The 19,121-nt window shown below is 49.4% G+C and carries 14 protein-coding genes; 8 read left to right on the top strand and 6 right to left on the bottom strand.

What is annotated here, in order from left to right; genetic code table 11:
* Positions 1-78: 78 nt before the first annotated feature.
* On the bottom strand, positions 79-1,335 hold the full coding sequence (gene hutI / locus PKI34_05270) for an imidazolonepropionase (GenBank protein ID HNS17211.1): 1,257 nt from the start codon (positions 1,333-1,335) through the stop codon (positions 79-81).
* A gap of 146 nt (positions 1,336-1,481) precedes the next feature.
* Between hutI and PKI34_05265 the strand changes: the two genes are divergently transcribed.
* From PKI34_05265 to PKI34_05230, 8 genes are all read left to right on the top strand, one after another.
* Positions 1,482-3,608, top strand: coding sequence for a C10 family peptidase (locus PKI34_05265; GenBank protein ID HNS17210.1), 2,127 nt, complete (start codon positions 1,482-1,484; stop codon positions 3,606-3,608).
* Between the two features lie 128 nt (positions 3,609-3,736).
* The gene (gene trxA / locus PKI34_05260; GenBank protein ID HNS17209.1) at positions 3,737-4,255 is read left to right on the top strand and encodes a thioredoxin; all 519 of its coding nucleotides are present in this window, start codon (positions 3,737-3,739) and stop codon (positions 4,253-4,255) included.
* Positions 4,256-4,282: 27 nt separating this feature from the next.
* The gene (gene trxA, locus PKI34_05255) at positions 4,283-4,645 is read left to right on the top strand and encodes a thioredoxin (protein ID HNS17208.1); all 363 of its coding nucleotides are present in this window, start codon (positions 4,283-4,285) and stop codon (positions 4,643-4,645) included.
* Positions 4,645-5,274 (top strand): WbqC family protein, encoded by a 630-nt coding sequence (locus PKI34_05250; protein HNS17207.1) that lies wholly within the window; start codon positions 4,645-4,647, stop codon positions 5,272-5,274. Before trxA (PKI34_05255) ends, PKI34_05250 begins: the two co-directional genes overlap by 1 nt.
* 37 nt (positions 5,275-5,311) lie before the next feature.
* The gene (locus PKI34_05245) at positions 5,312-6,091 is read left to right on the top strand and encodes a C40 family peptidase (protein HNS17206.1); all 780 of its coding nucleotides are present in this window, start codon (positions 5,312-5,314) and stop codon (positions 6,089-6,091) included.
* A gap of 477 nt (positions 6,092-6,568) precedes the next feature.
* A complete protein-coding gene (locus PKI34_05240; GenBank protein HNS17205.1) occupies positions 6,569-9,871 on the top strand; it encodes a carboxypeptidase regulatory-like domain-containing protein in 3,303 nt (1,100 codons plus the stop codon).
* A gap of 96 nt (positions 9,872-9,967) precedes the next feature.
* Positions 9,968-11,167: an ectonucleotide pyrophosphatase/phosphodiesterase gene (locus tag PKI34_05235; GenBank protein HNS17204.1), complete on the top strand. Its 1,200-nt coding sequence runs from the start codon at positions 9,968-9,970 to the stop codon at positions 11,165-11,167.
* Positions 11,164-11,877: a DNA alkylation repair protein gene (locus tag PKI34_05230; GenBank protein ID HNS17203.1), complete on the top strand. Its 714-nt coding sequence runs from the start codon at positions 11,164-11,166 to the stop codon at positions 11,875-11,877. Before PKI34_05235 ends, PKI34_05230 begins: the two co-directional genes overlap by 4 nt.
* A 16-nt stretch (positions 11,878-11,893) precedes the next feature.
* On the opposite strand, the gene PKI34_05225 is transcribed toward PKI34_05230, so the two are convergent.
* The 5 genes from PKI34_05225 to PKI34_05205 all read right to left on the bottom strand — a co-directional run bounded on the left by PKI34_05225 (position 11,894) and on the right by PKI34_05205 (position 19,114).
* Positions 11,894-12,883: a DUF4340 domain-containing protein gene (locus tag PKI34_05225; protein ID HNS17202.1), complete on the bottom strand. Its 990-nt coding sequence runs from the start codon at positions 12,881-12,883 to the stop codon at positions 11,894-11,896.
* Positions 12,876-14,396, bottom strand: a complete 1,521-nt coding sequence (locus PKI34_05220; GenBank protein HNS17201.1) for a Gldg family protein — start codon at positions 14,394-14,396, stop codon at positions 12,876-12,878. The genes PKI34_05225 and PKI34_05220 overlap by 8 nt, the downstream gene beginning before the upstream one ends.
* A 26-nt stretch (positions 14,397-14,422) precedes the next feature.
* Positions 14,423-15,151, bottom strand: a complete 729-nt coding sequence (locus tag PKI34_05215; GenBank protein ID HNS17200.1) for an ABC transporter permease subunit — start codon at positions 15,149-15,151, stop codon at positions 14,423-14,425.
* A gap of 45 nt (positions 15,152-15,196) precedes the next feature.
* Positions 15,197-16,126, bottom strand: a complete 930-nt coding sequence (locus PKI34_05210; protein ID HNS17199.1) for an ATP-binding cassette domain-containing protein — start codon at positions 16,124-16,126, stop codon at positions 15,197-15,199.
* Positions 16,127-16,252: 126 nt separating this feature from the next.
* Positions 16,253-19,114 (bottom strand): AsmA-like C-terminal region-containing protein, encoded by a 2,862-nt coding sequence (locus tag PKI34_05205; protein ID HNS17198.1) that lies wholly within the window; start codon positions 19,112-19,114, stop codon positions 16,253-16,255.
* Between the last annotated feature and the right edge of the window lie 7 nt (positions 19,115-19,121).

Below are 19,121 nucleotides of genomic sequence, written 5' to 3'. Positions count from 1 at the left end.
AATTGTTAAATTGCTGATCCTGATTTCGCTTCGCTCATCAGGACAGGCTGCTGACTGCTGACCGCCGACCGCCGACCTCTACGTGCTGACCACCTCCCCGTTGAGAATCACGGTTTCCACTTTATTATCCCCAAAAGAATAAGGCAGGTACTGATACGACGGTATGGGAACAGTAATGAATACATTCGCTTTTTTCCCTCTGGCGATGCTGCCCAGCGAATCGGCAACATCCATGGCATAGGCTCCGTTGATGGTCACCGCATGAATGCCCTCTTCCGGGAGAAGTTTATAGACGATGCTGCCCAGCGACAGGATGAATTGCATATTTCCGGATGGAGAGGAGCCGGGATTGAAATCGCTGGCCATGGCCAGGGGTAATCCTGCGTCGATCATCCTGCGCGCGGGCGCCGGCTGCAGGCCAAGAAAGAAAGCGGCACCCGGCAGGATGACCGGCATGGTATGCGATCCGAGCAATGCACGGATCTCCTCCTCACCCGTATGTTCCAGGTGATCAACAGAAAGGGCTCCGTGTTTCACGCCTGCCTGTACGCCTCCGGAAAAATCCAGCTCATTGGCGTGGATCTTGGGTTTTAAGCCTGCAGCAACCGCTGCCGTCAAAATCCGGTCGGTATCCTCCACCGTGAAGAAACCCCTGTCGCAGAACACATCCACAAAATCGGCCAATTTCTCCCGGGTCACATAGGGGATCATTTCGTTGACCACCAGATCCACGTAACGCTCTTTGTTTGACCGGTACTCCATCGGTATGGCGTGCGCACCCAGGAAGTTGGCCTTGATGGTCACCGGGGTCATTGCTTTCAGCTTTTTGATGACCCGCAGCATCTTGACCTCCCCCTCCAGCGAAAGCCCATAACCGCTCTTGATTTCCACGGCCCCGGTACCGTAACGAATGATCTCCTGAATGCGTTTCAGTGCGTCAATGATCAGTTCCTCTTCGGAAGCAGCTTGCAGTTTCGCTGCCGTGTTCAGGATCCCTCCCCCTCTTCTGGCTATTTCTTCATACGACAATCCCCTGATCTTGTCAACATATTCCATTTCGCGGCTGGCAGGATAGACCAGATGGGTATGCGAATCGCACCAGCACGGCAGGACCATTCTGCCGGCGGCGTCAATCACCCGGCAGGATGAAAAATGATCGCGATAAGATGATTCACGTATGTCTTTCATCGCACCGAAATCGGCAATCAATCCATCCCGGATGAAAAGGTATGCATCTTTGACCGTAGGAAGAATGGCCATTTCCTGACCACTGACTTTACGGCGGGGCCCGTCCCCGGCCTGGATCAATTCTTTTATGTTTTTGATGAATAACATCCTAACTGTGCAAGCATTCAGAAATTCCTGACAGGCGAAATTAACAAAAATCACCGAGATGACATAAAAGTTGCACCTCCATCCCGACATTTCCACCGGGACATCAGGATTTTTCATACATTAGAGGGCTTTTTAAACAATGAATCATGCGAAAAGTTCTGTTCCTATTCCTGATCCTCCTGCTCGGGCCGAACATCCACCCTGCCCTTTCCCAGTCTGTGCAAATGGATAGAGCCAGGTTGGTAGCAAAGAATTTTTTTTATCAGCGGATCAATCAGCATTCGCTCGTCCCGTTCCATTCCATTGCCATTGAAGATGAATTCCGCAAGGCAGTCAACGACACCGTGCTTTATTATGTTTTCAATCTCAAACCGGACGGCTATGTCATTGTTCCTGCCCGGGAATCCGTTCCCCCTGTCATTGGGTATTCTCTTTCAGGTACCTTTGGGGAACAGGATCAACCCTGTAATTTCCGTTCGTGGATGGCACACTATGAGGAAGAGCTCCTCTGGGTCGTTCGTAACGGTGCTGCACCTGATGAAAATATTCTAAAACGTTGGGAAGCATTTTCTGTGGAAGACGCTTCCGGGCTGACCATTTTCAACGGCCGTGAGGTGGAGCCCCTGCTCGCGTCAACCTGGAACCAGGATTATCCCTACAATATCCGATGCCCGGAAGATCCTGACGGGCCGCATGGCCATTGCCTGGCCGGATGCGTTGCCACCGCCATGGGACAGCTGATGTATTACTACCGCTGGCCGGTCACCGGTACGGGTTCGTATACCTATTCCCATCCGGATTACGGCGAAATCAGTGCAGATTTCGCGAACACCACCTACGACTGGAACAACATGACGAATAACGCCCAATCCAGCAACGAGGCCATTGCCGAACTGCTCTTTCACATCGGTGTTTCGGTGGATATGGATTACGGGCCTTCGTCCTCGGGGATGTGGAACCATAAAGCGGCCTACTCTTACAGGACCTATTTCAAGTATGCACCTGAGACACAGTATGTGTACCGTGATTCGACCAGCATGGACTGGGACAGCCTGGTTGTTGCCCACCTCGACCGGGCCATGCCCTGCTATTATGCCGGCTGGGCAGACTATACCTATACCAGCGGGCATGGATTTGTGGTGGATGGATACCAGGGGGAATATTTTCACATGAACTGGGGCTGGAGCGGGTACCTTGACGGTTTCTTCCTGCTGGACGAACTGGCGCCGGGCGGTTCAGATTTCAATTACGCGCAGGAACTGATCATCAATTGTTTCCCCGACACCCTGAATTACAACTATCCGCCTTTCTGCAGCGGCCCCGACACACTGCGTGCCCTGGCGGGTTCGTTTGGCGACGGAAGTGGCCCGGTGGCGGATTATGAGCCAAATACGTTCTGCTCCTGGCTCATCGATCCGCAGACTGCTCAGGATTCGGTTGCAGGGATCGCACTGACCTTCCACCAGTTTCAGACAGCCCCGGGCGACACGCTCCGGGTTTATGACGGCAGTACGACCAGCCATCCCCTTCTGGGAAACTTTTCGGGGTCATCGCTGCCATCTGCGATCTCCTCTGAATCCAACCAGATGCTGGTTACCTTTACAACTGACAATCTGTCAGAGGAGTCCGGATGGGCCTGCACCTACCTGTCATATTCGCCTGTCTGGTGCAGCGGCATTACCACAGTGACGGAATCCGAGGGTCAGATCAGCGACGGAAGCGGCACCTTCCACTATGGCAACAATTCGGTCTGCCAGTGGCGCATCCTGCCAGAGTCAGCAGAAAGTTTGCATCTGACCTTCACCTCTTTCGATACGGAAGAATCCGGCGACATCGTGAAAGTATACGATCTGCAATCAATGACGATGCTTGGATCCTTTTCAGGATCCGACCTGCCCGGACCGGTATCCTGCCCCAGCGGCAAAATGCTGATCATGTTTGTGACAAATTCAGACCTGACCGCCGGCGGATGGGAAGCCTACTACGAAACATACATTAACGGAATAAGTCCCGCCTCCGGGGAAAACCAGATGGAAGTCTACCCTGTTCCAGTGAAGGAGAGACTGTTCATCAGGATGCGATCCGGTAAGCCAACCTCCGTCATCATGACAATGCTGACGCTCACCGGGCAGGTCGCCTGCCAATCTGCGTGGACAGTCACTGAAAACGAATGTACAACATCCATCGACATTTCAGCGTTACAAAGTGGCACGTATATCCTGCATGTAAGGTCAAATGATGCAGTTCAATGCAAGAAAGTATTAATTTACTGATAACGTGCATTTTAAAAATCGTCAAATTCCCGGAAATCATTTTGAGGAAAATCATATGTAGAAATTTATATAATTTTGCACGAAATTTGATAACGCAAGGGCTCACTTTTAAAATCTCAACAGCATTTATGAAAAAAATCACTATGGTAAGTTTGTTGTTTGCAGGGCTGATGATCGTCAGCTGCAGCAATACGAACGGAAATAAAGCGGTGTCAGGCTTGTCGGATCCTCAGCCAGAGGTGCAAACTGCTTCAGCAGTCCCTGATCTTCCCGAGGGAGAAGAAGGCAAAGTGATTATGCTGACAAAGGCGACGTTCATCAAGAAAGTCTGGAATTATGAAAAGAATCCGGATCAGTGGGTGTACGAGGGGGACAAACCCTGCATCATCGATTTTTACGCCGATTGGTGCAAACCCTGCAAGATGGTTGCCCCCATCATGGATCAGCTTGCCGCAGAATACAAGGGAAAGATCTATGTATATAAAATTGATACACAGGTTGAAAGGGAGCTGGCACAGGTATTCAATGTGACCAGCATACCCAGGGTGCTTTTTGTACCAAAAAACGGAGAGCCACAGATGTCGGTCGGGGCATTGCCAAAACCCACCTTCGTCCAGGCCATCAATGAAGTGCTGCTTGTTCATTAATCATTGTGATAATAGAAAGGAAACGACATGGAACATCTGACAAAAGATACATTTCTTAAAAAAATTTTCAATTACGAAGAGAACCAGGAATGGAAGTTTGAGGGGAAGTTACCCTGCGTGATCGATTTTTATGCCGATTGGTGCGGACCCTGTAAAATGGTCGCCCCTATCCTGGAAGAACTTTCCAAGGAATATGATGGCAAAATAGACATCTATAAGGTCAACACCGAAGACGAGCAGGAACTTTCCTCCGTTTTTGGCATCCGCAGCATCCCTTCCATGCTGTTCTGCCCGATGAACGGACAGCCTCAGATGGCAGTGGGTGCATTGCCCAAGAATTCGCTCAGGCAGGCCATTGACGACATCCTCCTGGGCAAGGAAGCCTCCTGATGGAACCTGTCGTGGCGCCCACGGCTTACTTGCCTTCCATCGCTTACATGACACAAGTGATCCGAAGTGACCGGGTAATCATCGACATCCACGAACATTACGTCAAACAGACCTGCCGGAACCGGGCCACCATCGGTTCGGCCAACGGCAAACTTTCGCTGATCATCCCGGTTAAGAAGGTTCTGGGCAATCACACTCCGGTAACGGCCATTGAAACCGACAACGCGCAACGCTGGCAAATCCATCACTGGCGCGCCATCGAATCAGCTTACCGGTCATCTCCTTATTTTCTTTACTACAAGGATGACTTCCACTATCTTTACAACAAATCATCCACCTTCCTTGTCAATTTTAATACGGACCTGTTCAGGCTTATCTGTAAACTGGCAGGGATTGACATTCGTTTCTCGCTTTCAGAACGCTACATGACCCCAGGATCGTATGGCAGGGATCTGCGGTGCGGCCTGTCAACCGATCTGGCAGACGGGAGACCTGCAGAACCCTATAGCCAGGTATTTCAGCATAAATTCGGATTCATTGCCAATCTGAGCGTCATCGATCTCCTGTTCAACATTGGACCGGAAACAAGAGCGTACCTTGAAAGGCAATCCCTTTCAAAAAAATTGTAATTTTACCTGCACGAACAAGTTCAATCACCGAAATTCAATGGAATATGCTGTTTGTCTGCAAAGCATTGTGCCTGTAAGGGCCGAAGCGTCCGACCGATCTGAAATGGTCAGCCAGCTCCTCTTTGGTGAGTGGGTGGAAATAACGGATGACCTGAATGGATGGTTAAAAATCAAAATCGCATACGACGGGTATGCAGGCTGGGTCAATGGAAAACAGATAACGCCCATCGACAACGGATCATACGACCGGCTGAATAACGGCGGGTTATACCTTGTGGCCGAACCGATCGCCATTTTAAGGGAACCGAATGGACTGAAAACATTGGTGGTTGCCGGCAGTTCCCTGCCGGGAATGCAGAACCACCGGCTGACCCTGGCCGGTAAAACTTTCCAGTTCGAGGGTTATGCCGTCAAATGGAAAGATCATTGCTCCAGATCGTTAATCACAGATTTTTCCATGATGTACGAAGGCGTTCCTTATATGTGGGGAGGGAGGACGCCGTTTGGGATGGATTGTTCCGGTTTCACCCAGATGGTATATCGTTTATCCGGCATAGCGTTGCCCAGGGATGCGTGGCAACAGGCCTTGCAAGGGCAATCCCGCACGTTTGTTTCCGAAGCAGGCCCCGGCGACCTCGCTTTCTTTGATGACGGTGAAGGCCGGATCATTCACACTGGCATTGTCCTGCCACAGGGTAAGATCATCCATGCTTCCGGATCCGTACGGATCGATACCCTGGACCATCAGGGTATCTTTAATCACGATACCAGGACCTACAGCCACACGTTGCGGTTGGTGAAGTGTTATCTGGATTGAATACCGGAGAGTGGCAGCCCCCAACGTTCTGCACGTCATTCCGGGCATCATTAAGGACATCCTCCCGTGACTGCACCCACCTTTCTAATGAAATCATTTATCAACACGTTAATAACAATGTCGATTTAAGCGTAAGTATTTGTTTTTAAATTAGTTAACAAATTAGATAGCTCCGTCCTTTCGTAGTTTTCAACATTTAATTAACATTCGCGCCTGCTGGATCCGTTACCGGATTTTTCACCGGATTCGCCATCCGTTCATTTATAACTTACTGAATTTAAGTATATTGACAGATTCTGAAGCAGCACGGTCAGAAACCTCCCCTCCCATCCGGAGGAATCATCCCTTTGAGTGGCATGACCAGGACGCTGAATAACTTTAGACAGGATTAATGTTCAGTTAACACGGATTTTTTATTTTAGGGGCGAATAAAAATGTCAAAAATCAAAATAGTAATTAACTCAAAACCTTTTGTTTATGAAAAATCTGTACCAATTTATCCTGCTGTTTACAGCGATTGTCCTGTTCCAGTCGTGGACCATTGCCCAGGTAACCACCTCGGGGATCAATGGCCGGGTGACGAACATGAACAATGAATCTCTGCCGGGTGCGACCGTGATCGTCACCCACGAATCATCCGGATCCATGTACGGAACCGTAACGGATCCTGACGGATTCTACAGGATCCTGAATATGCGCGTCGGAGGACCGTATAAAGTGACCATTTCATTCGTTGGATACAAGAACCAGGTAATCGAAAACATCTACCTGAACCTGGGTCAGACCTATGGATTGAACGGAACGCTGGTGGAGGAGATATCCCAGATCCCCGGTGTGGAAGTTGTAGGAGCGCGCAATGATCTGTTTGATGGAAACCGTATGGGATCTGTCAGCAACATCACACGTGAGCAGATATCCTCACTGCCTTCCATCAGTCGTTCTATCGACGATTATGTCAAATACTCTCCGCAGGTAAACGGCAGAAGTATCGCCGGTCAGGATGGCAGGTACAATAATATTACGATCGACGGCGCCAATTTCAACAATAACTTTGGACTGAGTTCCAAAGCCCTGCCCGGTGGTGATGCTCAGCCCATCAGTCTCGATGCGATCGAAGAAGTGTCTGTTAACGTTGCCCCCTATGACATTACCCAATCCAATTTCACGGGGGGCAATGTCAATGCGGTCACCCGTTCCGGTAACAATACATTGGAAGGTTCAGTTTATACGTTCTACCGGAATAAAAAATTCAACGGAAAATACGTTGGAGAGGACAGAGCTGACACCCTTAAACTGACTGACAACACATTTTACAATGTAGGAGCCCGCCTCGGTGGTCCCATCATTAAGGATAAACTCTTCTTCTTTGTCAACGGGGAGTGGGAAAAATCCATTTATCCCGGCATTCTCTGGAGCCCCAGCGATCCTGAGAATGGTGTTGAAGCCGATGCCACTAAATACATCTCCAGGACAACGGTGAATGATCTGGAGACCATCAGCAACTTCCTTAAAGACAACTATAATTATGATCCGGGCCCTTACCAGGGCTTTGGTGACTTTGCTAGCCAGAATTATAAACTGCTGGCCCGTGTTGACTGGAACCTCCACAAAAACCACAAGCTGACCGTTCGTTACAACTATGTTCATTCAACCAACGACCAGCAAGTGAATGCCACGAGCGCCCCTCTTCCCCGCTCATCCTGGGGACGAATCAGCGCCAGGTCGATGGCATTCCAAAATGCAAATTATAACTTCCTCAACACCGTGGGATCACTCACAGGCGAATTGAACAGCGTGCTTGGAAAGAAAATGGCCAACAAGTTCCTTGTCACCTATACCAAGATCCGCGATACCAGGGGAAGTAACAGCGATCTGTTCCCGTTTGTTGATATTTATGAAGGCGGAGATCCCTACATGAGCTTCGGATATGAACTGTTTACGTTTGAGAATGATGTAAAGAACAACATCTTCACCATCACCGACAACCTCTCCTATTTTCTCGGCATCCATACGTTTACGGCCGGCATTTCCTTTGAACACCTGTATTTCGGGAACAGCTACAAACGTTACGGCACCAGCTATTACCGCTATGCTTCCGTGGCGGACTTCATGGAGGATGCCGCCCCCATTGCTTATGGTCTTACGTATCCCTACGAAGGTGCCGGCGACGGCTATGCCGAGTTGAATTTTGGCTGGGGAAGCCTTTACGCCCAGGATGAGATCCAATTTACGGATAATTTTAAAGCATCCATCGGACTGAGACTGGAAATGCCGTTCTACTTTGACGACCCATTTGAAAACGCAGCCATTGCAGCTTTGACCTTCAAAGATCTGGACGGAAATGACGAAACACTGGATGTGGGCAGCTGGCCGAATTCCAAACTGATGGTGTCGCCCAGGGTTGGTTTCAACTGGGATGCCCTTGGAAACCGTACCCTGCAGGTACGTGGAGGTACAGGGATCTTCACCGGAAGGCTACCCTTTGTATGGTTCACCAATCAGCCGACCAACAGCGGTACCCTGCAGAATACTGTTGAAAAGAATTTCGCCAACGACAGCGCATTTCTGTCGAATATTCATTTTAATACAGATCCTTTGGCTTATGAAGGTGAATTCCCTTCAGAAGGTGGCACTTCGGCCCCCGGAAACATCGCCGTGGTGGATAAAGATTTCAAAATGCCACAGGTATGGAGATCCAACCTCGCCGTTGATTTCAAGCTGCCTTTCTGGGATCTTGAAATGACCGTTGAAGGGATGTACACCAAGGACATCAATGCGATCATCCAGCGCAACGCCAACCAGGCGATCCCTGCCGAAACGTTTGCCGGCCCGGATAATCGCCCCAGATTTGTAGGGGGTTCCTCCGGGCGCCGGATCAATACCGGCATTTCCACGGCAATGGTCCTCGACAATGCCAAAGCACTGGACTATGACAACCAGGGCCATGCCTACTCTTTCATGTTCATCCTGAATAAACCCTTCACCAAAGGATTCTTTGGTTCCTTCAGTTATACCTATTCGATTGCCAAGGACATTACGGCCAATCCGGGATCTGCAGCCAATTCAGCATGGCAGAGCAACCCGGCGGTCATTCACCAGAACGACCCGGGCCTGAGCTTCTCGCAGTTTGCCGTTCCTCACAAGGTTGTGGCAACCCTCTCCTACAATGTGGAGTACGTGAAACACCTCGGAACGACCTTTTCGCTCACCTATGTCGGGAGACACCAGGGCAGGCTCGATTATATTTATTCCAATGATATGAACGGGGATGGAAATACGGCTGACCTGATGTATATTCCTAAGGATGCATCCGAAATCATCTTTACGGATATTACAAGTGGCGAAAACATCCTCTATACGGCAGAAGAACAGAATACAGCTTTCTGGAACTATGTTGAACAGGACAGTTACCTCAAGGAACACAAAGGGGAATATGCCGAACGGTACGGAGTCCTGATGCCCTGGCTGGGGCGCCTTGACCTGAGGATCCTTCAGGATGTCTTCACCGATTTCGGGAAAGACAGAAGGCATACCCTGCAGTTCAGCCTCGACCTGCTGAATATTGGCAACTTATTGAATTCCGATTGGGGTGCCTATAAAACACAGGTCCTCGGGACATACGACATCACACTGCTCAAGTACATCAAGGTCAACGATGATGGTGTCCCCATGTTCCAGATGAACCAGGTGAACAAGAAACTTCCGACGGAAACCTATACGAATGTGCTGTCAACCACCAGTACCTGGGGTGCCCAGATCGGTCTGAGGTATTCCTTCTAAAAAAACCTCTTAGAACTAAAAAAGCCCTGCCCGGTCATCCAGACAGGGCTTTTTTATATCTTCGCAAAATATCAGTTGAACAAAAATAACATAGACTTGAGAACGATCAGATCTTTGATCTTTGCTTTTTGCTTTTTGATCTTTTCCCATTCGGAAGGTCAGAACAACTATGTCGTCCTGGTTTCCACGGATGGATTCCGATGGGATTACCCTGCAAGGGCATCAACCCCCAGCCTCGACTACATTGCACAGCACGGTGTCAGGGCCGAGGCACTGATCCCCTGCTTCCCCACCAAGACCTTCCCGAATCATTATTCCATTGCGACCGGACTGTATCCCGACGAACACGGCATCGTCAACAACAGCTTCTATGATCCGTGGATGGATGAAGAATATTATATCCGGAAACGTGAGGCGGTCACCAATCCTGATTTTTACGGAGGTGAACCCATCTGGGTTACTGCCGAAAAGCAGAACGTCACCACCGGCTGCTTTTTCTGGGTGGGATCCGAAGCACCCATCAAGGGCATCCGGCCAACCTATTGGAAAGAATACTCCAAGCAGATCTCCTTCGGTGAAAGGATCGATACCGTGATTCACTGGTTATCGCTGCCAGAAGATGAACGCCCGCATCTGGTCACGCTCTATTTTGAAGAACCGGATGCTATCGGACATGCTTATGGCCCCATCAGCCGCCAGACGGACAGTACGATCCATGTCATGGACAGCCTGATCGGTGTTCTGATCCACAAACTCCGTCAATTACCCCATTATCCGCTCATCAACCTGATCGTTCTCTCCGATCACGGAATGGGAAGCATATCTGAAGAAAAAGTGGTTTTCCTTTCTGATCATCTTCAGGAGGGCTGGATCGAAAATTACCAGGGTGGGAATCCAAACTATAATATTACCACATCGGAAGACTGTCTGGACCTGGCCTATGACGCTCTGCGTAGCGTTGACCACATTACCACCTGGAAAGCCAGAAAAGTCCCCTGCTACCTTCATTACGGGAAGAATCCCCGATGTGGCGACCTGGTTGTCGTGGCCGACAGCGGATGGTCGGTCAGATGGGATCGACGAGGAAAATATGAAACAGGCGGCACCCACGGGTATGTCCCTGAAAACCCCGACATGCACGCCATCTTTTATGCCATGGGCCCCTCCTTCAAGACCGGCTACACTCAGCCTTCGTTCAGCAACCTGGATGTTTATTCGCTTATCGCCCGCATACTGGATATAAAACCTGCAAAAACCAGCGGTAGCCTCAGAAAAATCAAAAACATGCTCCAATGACACAGGAAGTGCTCTTAAATGAAATCATCCTCTATTGCCGTCAGCACGCAAACGATGACATTGTCAAAAAGTACTCCCGCTATTTTAAAAACGGATATCAGGCTTATGGCCTTACCCAGGATCTGCTCTACGCCAAAGTGGATGAGATCCTTCAAAAACCGGAAATGTCGATGGATCTGGTGATTGGAACAGGCCGCTTGCTGGTCAGATTACCCGAGTACGAACTGACCAGTTTTGCAGCGCTTCTTTTACGTCATTACCATAAACATTTTACGCGTTCCACCTTCGAGGTCATCGGCGAATGGTTCGAGACCGGCATCAACAACTGGGCTCATTGTGACGTCATCTGCAGTGAAATCATTGCCCTCTTTTACAAAAAAGGCCTGATCACCTATCTTGACCTGGCTTCCTGGAAAACAGCAGAAAACAAATTCCAGCGGAGGGCAGTGCCCGTTTCGATGATCAAGCTGCTGAAAACGCATCCCAACTTCAATGAACTTTTTCAATTCATCGATTCCCTGATGATGGACAAAGAAAGGGAAGTACACCAGGGACTGGGTTGGTTTTTGCGTGAAGCCTGGAAGAAAAATCCCGACGACACAGAAAAATTCCTGTTGAAATGGAAAGATGCAGCTCCGCGACTGATCTTTCAGTATGCCACCGAAAAGATGACCCCGGATGGAAAACTGAGGTTCAGAAAAGAAAAATAATCGTCATCCACCGTTCTCAGATCCCCGGAGCGACCAGTTCTTTTTTAACAAATTTCTCCACCGGAACGAAGATCTTCTCGAAGAGCTTGCTTTTCCCGTAACCGCTGAACAACGTTCCGGGGTTGATGCTGGAAGTCAGGATGTATTTGTTGAGGGTATCAGCGGTATGGGCAACGATCTCGACCGGGAGCATATTGTTGCCTTCAATTTTGACCGAATATCCCGAGGCAGGTCCGGTTGGCACATCGTTCAGGAAATCCTGGCTGGATAACCGCGTGATCGCCGAGAGATAGCTCGCCGATGCTGCGGAATCTGCCGGGATTCCATTGATGGTGAATCCTGCACCCTGTCGCTCGAGTGTATAGGATAATGTTCCCGGTTTTGAAAAGGTCACCCGGGAAATGTCATCCCGTTTTGCTCTGACAAGGGCCTTATCACGCAGGCTGTTGACATTGGGTTGAAAGCCCATCCGCAGGTACCCGTCGACTGCATACACTTCCTTCTCATCATAGAGCCGGACATAGGAGGTCATCTGGCCCTGACCCTGTCCGTACATCGACTGCTGCCCCTCAGGTGGCTTATAGGAGAACCTGCCGATGACCAGGTCGGCCATTTCTTCTGAATTTCTCAACAGTTTGACCCTGATCCCCGTCGAGTCATCCACCTGAAAATCGTTCCATTTCGATTCGTTCATAGCAGCCACACGAAAGGGCTTCAGATTGTTCAGCGAACGGATCATTCCGCTGATCATGGCCGTATCCGCATTGAAGGCTTTATCACCCGCGTACACCTTCCAGACACCCTCCGACTGCCTCTGCAGCCGTACCTGGTCTTTCTTTACGGGATCAGGAGTAAAGAGTATCTCCGTGATTTCATCCTGAGCAAATGAAACCAGCTCCTTTCTGAAGGTCCGCTCATCCTTTCTGACGGTTCTGGTGATGATAAAAACTGCGGCGAGTATCAGCAGGGTGACCAGCAGAATACGGTAATCAAGTTTTTTAAACATAGCCTTCCTCCATTCTTTTAACACGCAGGTTCCGGTTGCGTTGCATCCGGAGAATCCCAAAAATCACGATAAGCACAATAGGCAACAGAAAATTGACATATTTCAGCATACTTTTCTTGCCGTCATCAATCTGATCCAGCGGCCGTGAGGTCACTCCTTTAGTACGGAGTTCGATCAGGCCGGTATCATCCGACAGGTAATCCATGGAGTTGACCATCAGGTTCACATTATCCTGCTGGATCTGCTGGGCCTGGTTTCCCTCTCCGTTCACGGCAAAATCTCCGTCGGTGATCAGAATGATCCGCGAAAAGGCGTTGCCGGCAATTCGTCCCTCCAGCACACCTGCAACGGTGATGGCCGACATCGGAAAATCATCCTGAGCCCAGTTACGCTGAAAATCCAGGTACAAAGGCGCTGACCGGGTTCCCGATTTGTCGCTTGTGTAAGCGAGCGGAGTGAACGACACCGATGTATCCCCTGTATATTGGATAGAACTGAGGAACGGGAAAACAACGGATTCAATCCCTGCTGTGATCGGATGATCAGCAAACTTAGTGATGATGGGGAGGTAGGGAAACCTCACCGGGGTTGTTATGCTGTACATCCCCTGCTGCTGTCGTACACCAACCGACTGACACTGTGCATCCACGATAAAATCTTCCCCGACATTCAGGCCTTTACTGCGAAGCCATGTTTCCAGGCCCGTATTCACCACAGATCCGTTCAGGGTATTGAAATCTGCAAGAACTCTGTTCAGCGCGATGTACAGATTGCCTCCCCTGGCAAGGAAAGCATCCAGCTGGTTCAGATGACTGGCAGGAAATGAATCCGCCGGTGCAACGATCGCGATGGTTTTGTAATTAAGCAGGGCATCGCTCGAATCATTCAGGTAAACGGGTTCGATGCTGTTGAGAATGCTCAGCTGACCCATCACCTGCGGCATGGCGCCCATCGAAGGTTCGCCGTGGCCCTGCATCAGCCCGATCACCGGTTTATCCTGTACCGACAACTTCTTGATGCTGGAAGAGAGTGCAAACTCCATGGCCGATCCCTGCTGCAGGAAAGGGATAACATCTGCTTCTTCCCCCATTTGCACCACTGCCCCCAGGTAAGCCTTCTGCTGCTTGATCTGGTCTTTTTCCCGGGCATTGATCAATACCGGCTGTATGCCCTGCTGCTGGGCTTTCACTTCTGTCTGGTCATCCCTGGCCGGATCAATGAATTCGTATACCACATTTCCTTTCGAGATGCTGGCATACTCGATGAGCAGCTCCTTGAAATCCTTTTTCACCTTTACCATCTGAGGAGGCAGATCTTCGGTGAAATAGGCCGTCACCGTCACAGGGGCGTCCAGGTTCCTGAGGATGTTTTTGGTGGCTTTGCTGAGCGTGTACCGGTTATCGGATGTCAGGTCGAGCCGCACAAAATAGCTATCTGCCAGAATATTGATCAGAAGCACAACACCTGCGATCAACAGGATCTGATAAAGGAATGATTTTCTCGTTTTTTTCATCTCTGTAACGCTTAATGATCTGTCAATTAGTTTTCCGCGATGTTACGTTTGGATAAGACTGCCTCCGTTGCAATCAGGCCAAGGAATATGATGCTGAAAAAATAGATCAGGTCCTTGGTGTCAATGACGCCCCGGGCAATGGATTCATAATGTGTTGACATGCTCAGGTAAGAGAACAGGTTTCCGAAGAATCCGGAAATGTTTGCGCCCAGCACTTCAAAGATGATATGAAAGAAAATCCCGATAAACAGTGCAAGCAGAAAACCCACGATCTGGTTGGATGAAACGCTGCTGGCAAACAAACCGATGCTTATATAGGCGCCACTCATCAACAAAAGTCCAAGGTAACCCGTCCAGACGGCACCATGATCGATCGGGCCGAGGGTTGAAACCGTTATGTAGTACGGTAATGTCAAAAGCAGGGCGACCAGGATCAGGATGAAAGTTGCCAGGAACTTTCCGGCGACCACCTGCCAGTCGCTCACAGGACGTGTCAACAACAGCTCAATGGTGCCTGACCGTCGTTCCTCGGCCATCATGCGCATGGTCAGTGCCGGTATGAAGAAGAACAGTGTCCAGTAGGCTATTCCAAAAAAAGACTGCAGGCTTGCCTGGTTGACAAGAAAAACATCCGCACCATAGATCCACGTAAAGAAACCGCTGAATCCCAGGAAAAGGACCAGCATGATATATGCCATCAGCGAGTCAAAGAAGGTGCTCAGCTCTTTGGTTGTAATCACCCAGATTTTTTTCATAGGTAGTTTGTTTCAATGATTGATTGAATGTTTGTTTAAATCCGGTCAGTTCATGGTCAGTTCGCGGAACACATCTTCCAGTTTGGTCTGGTAGGGGGTCATTTCCGTCAGGAACCATTTATTCCTGACGCATAGCTGGAAGACAGCCTTTCGGGAGGAATGATCATGTTGGCTGTGAATCTCGAATCCATTGCTTTCATCCCTGACCAGATCCACCATTTCAACAGAAGGCATTTCTCTGAGTGCCTTAAACACTTCGTTACGATCTCCGCCTTCAATGGTCACCTTAAGGACCTCGTTACCCTGTGCACGTTGCCGAAGGGTGGCCGGGGTACCGTCGGCAACGATCCTTCCCCTGTTGATGATCAGGATCCTGTCGCAGGTGGCCTCCACCTCCGCCAAAATATGCGAGCTGAGAATGACCGTTTTCTGTTTCCCTATTTTTTTGATCAGTTCACGGATCTCGACGATCTGGTTTGGATCCAGCCCGGCCGTAGGCTCATCCAGTATGAGCACATCCGGGTCATGGATCAGCGCCTGGGCAAGGCCGACCCGCTGCTTGTATCCCTTGGAAAGCTCACCGATCTTTTTGTGTTTCTCTCCTTCGAGCCCGCACAGCGTGACCATCTCAAGGATCTTCTCCTTTACCTTCGACTTGGGGATCAGGTAAAGACCCGCCACAAACTTCAGATAATCGATCACCGGAAGATCGGAATAAAGGGGATTGTTTTCGGGAAGATAGCCGATATGCTTCTTGATTTCCTCAGGATTCTCCCTGACCGATACGTTGCCAAGACGGATATCACCCGATGTCGGAGCAAAAAAGGTCGTGATGGCCTTCATCGTGGTCGTCTTACCCGCTCCGTTTGGTCCCAGAAAGCCAAGCACCTCTCCTGCCTTGACCACAAAGGAAATATTATCGACTGCTTTCTGGGTTCCGTATTTTTTGGTAAAATTTTCAACGATAATATCCATAATCCTCGAATTAAATTTTTTGCAAAATAAAAAAATTTAGAAAAATCCCCGGAAAGGCAGGATCATCCATTTAACAAAATTTAACAAGGAAAATCCTGATCCGGATCTTCATATACAGGTTGACAATCAGTCAGCTAGACCAAATTTCACCCGGGCTTCCTGCTTCATTCTGCTGGCTTGATCGCGGGCTTCCCGGATGATGGCATCTGCCCTGGTGTCAGCTTCTTCAACCAGCCGGTTTGCCTGTTTGCCGGCTTCCTTCTTCATCTGATCCGCTGCAGCGACCGCAGCAAGTTCAGCAATTTTTCCATTTTTCTTCCCCTCCTCCACCAGCTTCACAGCGGTGGAATCAGCCTCCTGGCGGATCCGGTCGGCCGACTGGCGTGCCAGCGATTTTACCTCATTGGCCCGTTTTTCCGCTTCCTGAATAAGCTGCTGTGCTTCAGCGTCAACTTTGGCAATGTAGTTACCAGCTTCTTCCATGAGTTTCGCTTCCATTTCTTCCTTCTTTTCCTGCAGCTCCTCCTCCACCTGCGATTTGATCTCCTCCACGATGTTTCCCATGGCTTCCTTCAACCCGATTTTAATCGTAGGGCGGGTAAGTGTTCCGCCAATGATCACATCCACGTTGACCTTACTGACCAGTTCCAGGTCCATTCCGGTTTTCTGGATCTGACTGGCCAGGTCGTCCATCACTTCGTTGAAATGGGTACCGAATTCTGATCGGGGGATCTCAAGGGCCAGTATCAGGTTGATCTCCTGATCCAGGGATGTATAACCGCTCAGGACAGCCCCGATGGATCCCATTTTAAAGGGAAACTGCCTTACGTGGGCTTTTCCTTCCAGGAGTTCAAATGAAAAATTCAGGGCATCAATGGTCGCATTTTTCAGCTTTTCAATTTTGAGTGTTTCCGCGATCTGATTAAAGATCTGCAGGTCTTCGATCACCACTTTGGATGACGACAGGTTTCCCGTACTGGACAGGCTGCTCAAAACCGGCCTTAATCTGTCGTTCAGTTTGGCTGAAAGTGACAGACCAGCGGAAAAGCTGCCTTTTGTTTTTTGCGCTACCGGTGCAAATGCGTGGATCATCTGCAGGGAATTATAGGACTGCTGAACATCAAATCCCAGCAATTTCAGGGAGAGCTGAACACCTGCCTGCCCGGGTACAACTGCAGAGTAAAGCCCGTCCAGTGCAATGGATCCTCCCAGCAGATCCATTTTCAGATCCCTGATCCTGACTTCCTGGTTCTGAAGGCTAAGCCAGCCTTCTACGTTCTCAACGCTTGCAGCATTGTAATTTAATTTTTCACAGGTGGAATACAGCGAAAAATCAATATTGGACGGCACATTGAAAACCAGGGTGGCTGTATCAGGAGCTTTTCCCTGCTGTCCCGCACCTGAAGGCGACAGGTCGGCGATGAGAGAATCGATATCCATAAATTTGGAGGATGTACTGAACTGTCCTGTCAGCAAGTCTCCATCAAGAAGATAGGGTATGTAATTTTCAAGATACCCTTTTGCCGTGATGTCGCTGGCCCCGTAACTCAATGCCAGGTCGGTGACCTGTATCTTTTCGGGCCGTAATTCAAGAAATGCTTTCGAAATCCGGACAGCCTGACTTTCAGCAGAAGGATGGATCGTAACACCTGTTGCTTCCATGGTACCGCTGGCGTGGATGTTCTTGAAATTCGTACTCTGAAAGTCCGACACTTTACCTTTTATTGCGACATCCGCTGAAACAACACCCGCAAAATCCTGCCCTGGATCAAGAGGATATACTTTTTGGATGGTTTCCAGGTCAATCTTTCCCTTCAATGCCGCCTGGATGTCAGGATCCGATACCGGATGACGGACCGACAGGTTTGCACTGACCGGATTACCGGCAAGGACAAGGTGCAGTGGATCAACCACTATGACCGTATTGTCCATGGTTCCGCCAGGATTGTCAACAGAAGCTTTCAGCAGGATATTGGAAACGCTCGCCGGGAGATCCGGGTAATGAAACATTCCCTCTGAAATGTCTATCTTCAGGCCAAAGGATGGAAATGATTCTTCCGTGTACCGGCCGCGGATAAATCCATCGATTGAAAGATCGCCTGATGCGCTGACCTTATCATAATCTTTCGCATAAATGGCCGGGACCAGCGAAAGAAATTCCTTGAAACCGCGTTTTCCGGTTTTGAAGCTAAGATCCATTTCAACCTGTTCATTCGGTTCTGCCCAGTAGCCCTCAATGGCGACCGGGATTTCATTCAGCAAAACGATTGACTGGCTGAAGGTGTATTTTTCGTTGATGAAATCGGCATGGATGACCGACGACAGATCGGTTTTAACTTTTTGCAGGACGGGAAGATCCGCATAGGTGAGGGAAAACTCATCCATTTTCGCCCGGGCTGTCAGATCGGTTTGATCTACCGTATAATCGCCCGAAAAGGTCAGGTTCATCCGACTGGCTTCAAGAAGCATATCCACACTTTTGTCCAGATAGACCAGGTGTGCATTCAAAAGATCGACCCGTCGCATTTGCAGTACGTAAGAAGCACTTTCCTCAGCGGCAGCCAGGTTCTCCGCAGCGTCTCCTGCTTTTTCATCCTCTTTCAGGATATCCCAGTTCACCTCTCCGTTTTCCGTAACTTTAAGCAGAATGGAAGGGTCTTGCATTTTGATCTTCACAATTTCATACTGCTGACCGAACAGGCTCATCAGGTCAAAGCCCACTGTCAATGAAGGTGTATTGATCAGGGTGTCATCTGCAAACTGCTCTTTTCCTGCGATGATGAATGTATCCAGCTCCAGGGTCAGGAGCGGGAAACTCTTCAGCAGAATCACGTGTCCGCCCGTAAAGGACATGGTGGCGTTAAGCCTGTTGTTGGCCTGTTTTTTTGTAAACTCGATCAAATGTCCCTTAAAGATCACGGGAAGGATGAGCAGTAATAGCATCAGAACCGCAACTGCGATCAGGACGATTTTAAAAAATCTTTTCATTGTGATT

The organism is Bacteroidales bacterium, from assembly GCA_035342335.1.
Classification (GTDB): domain Bacteria; phylum Bacteroidota; class Bacteroidia; order Bacteroidales; family JAGONC01; genus JAGONC01.
The sequence above is the reverse complement of the archived record's forward strand: the minus strand, read 5'-3'. Positions and strand labels throughout refer to the sequence as shown.

What these genes read in the sequence shown, in the direction of transcription:
- PKI34_05245 (HNS17206.1), top strand. Translation starts at nt 5,312, where the DNA reads ATGGAATATGCTGTTTGTCTGCAAAGCATTGTGCCTGTAAGGGCCGAA.
- PKI34_05225 (HNS17202.1), bottom strand. Translation starts at nt 12,883, where the DNA reads ATGTTTAAAAAACTTGATTACCGTATTCTGCTGGTCACCCTGCTGATA.
- PKI34_05265 (HNS17210.1), top strand. Translation starts at nt 1,482, where the DNA reads ATGCGAAAAGTTCTGTTCCTATTCCTGATCCTCCTGCTCGGGCCGAAC.
- PKI34_05205 (HNS17198.1), bottom strand. Translation starts at nt 19,114, where the DNA reads ATGAAAAGATTTTTTAAAATCGTCCTGATCGCAGTTGCGGTTCTGATG.
- PKI34_05230 (HNS17203.1), top strand. Translation starts at nt 11,164, where the DNA reads ATGACACAGGAAGTGCTCTTAAATGAAATCATCCTCTATTGCCGTCAG.
- PKI34_05240 (HNS17205.1), top strand. Translation starts at nt 6,569, where the DNA reads ATGAAAAATCTGTACCAATTTATCCTGCTGTTTACAGCGATTGTCCTG.
- PKI34_05215 (HNS17200.1), bottom strand. Translation starts at nt 15,151, where the DNA reads ATGAAAAAAATCTGGGTGATTACAACCAAAGAGCTGAGCACCTTCTTT.
- trxA (HNS17208.1), top strand. Translation starts at nt 4,283, where the DNA reads ATGGAACATCTGACAAAAGATACATTTCTTAAAAAAATTTTCAATTAC.
- PKI34_05220 (HNS17201.1), bottom strand. Translation starts at nt 14,396, where the DNA reads ATGAAAAAAACGAGAAAATCATTCCTTTATCAGATCCTGTTGATCGCA.
- hutI (HNS17211.1), bottom strand. Translation starts at nt 1,335, where the DNA reads ATGTTATTCATCAAAAACATAAAAGAATTGATCCAGGCCGGGGACGGG.
- PKI34_05250 (HNS17207.1), top strand. Translation starts at nt 4,645, where the DNA reads ATGGAACCTGTCGTGGCGCCCACGGCTTACTTGCCTTCCATCGCTTAC.
- PKI34_05210 (HNS17199.1), bottom strand. Translation starts at nt 16,126, where the DNA reads ATGGATATTATCGTTGAAAATTTTACCAAAAAATACGGAACCCAGAAA.
- trxA (HNS17209.1), top strand. Translation starts at nt 3,737, where the DNA reads ATGAAAAAAATCACTATGGTAAGTTTGTTGTTTGCAGGGCTGATGATC.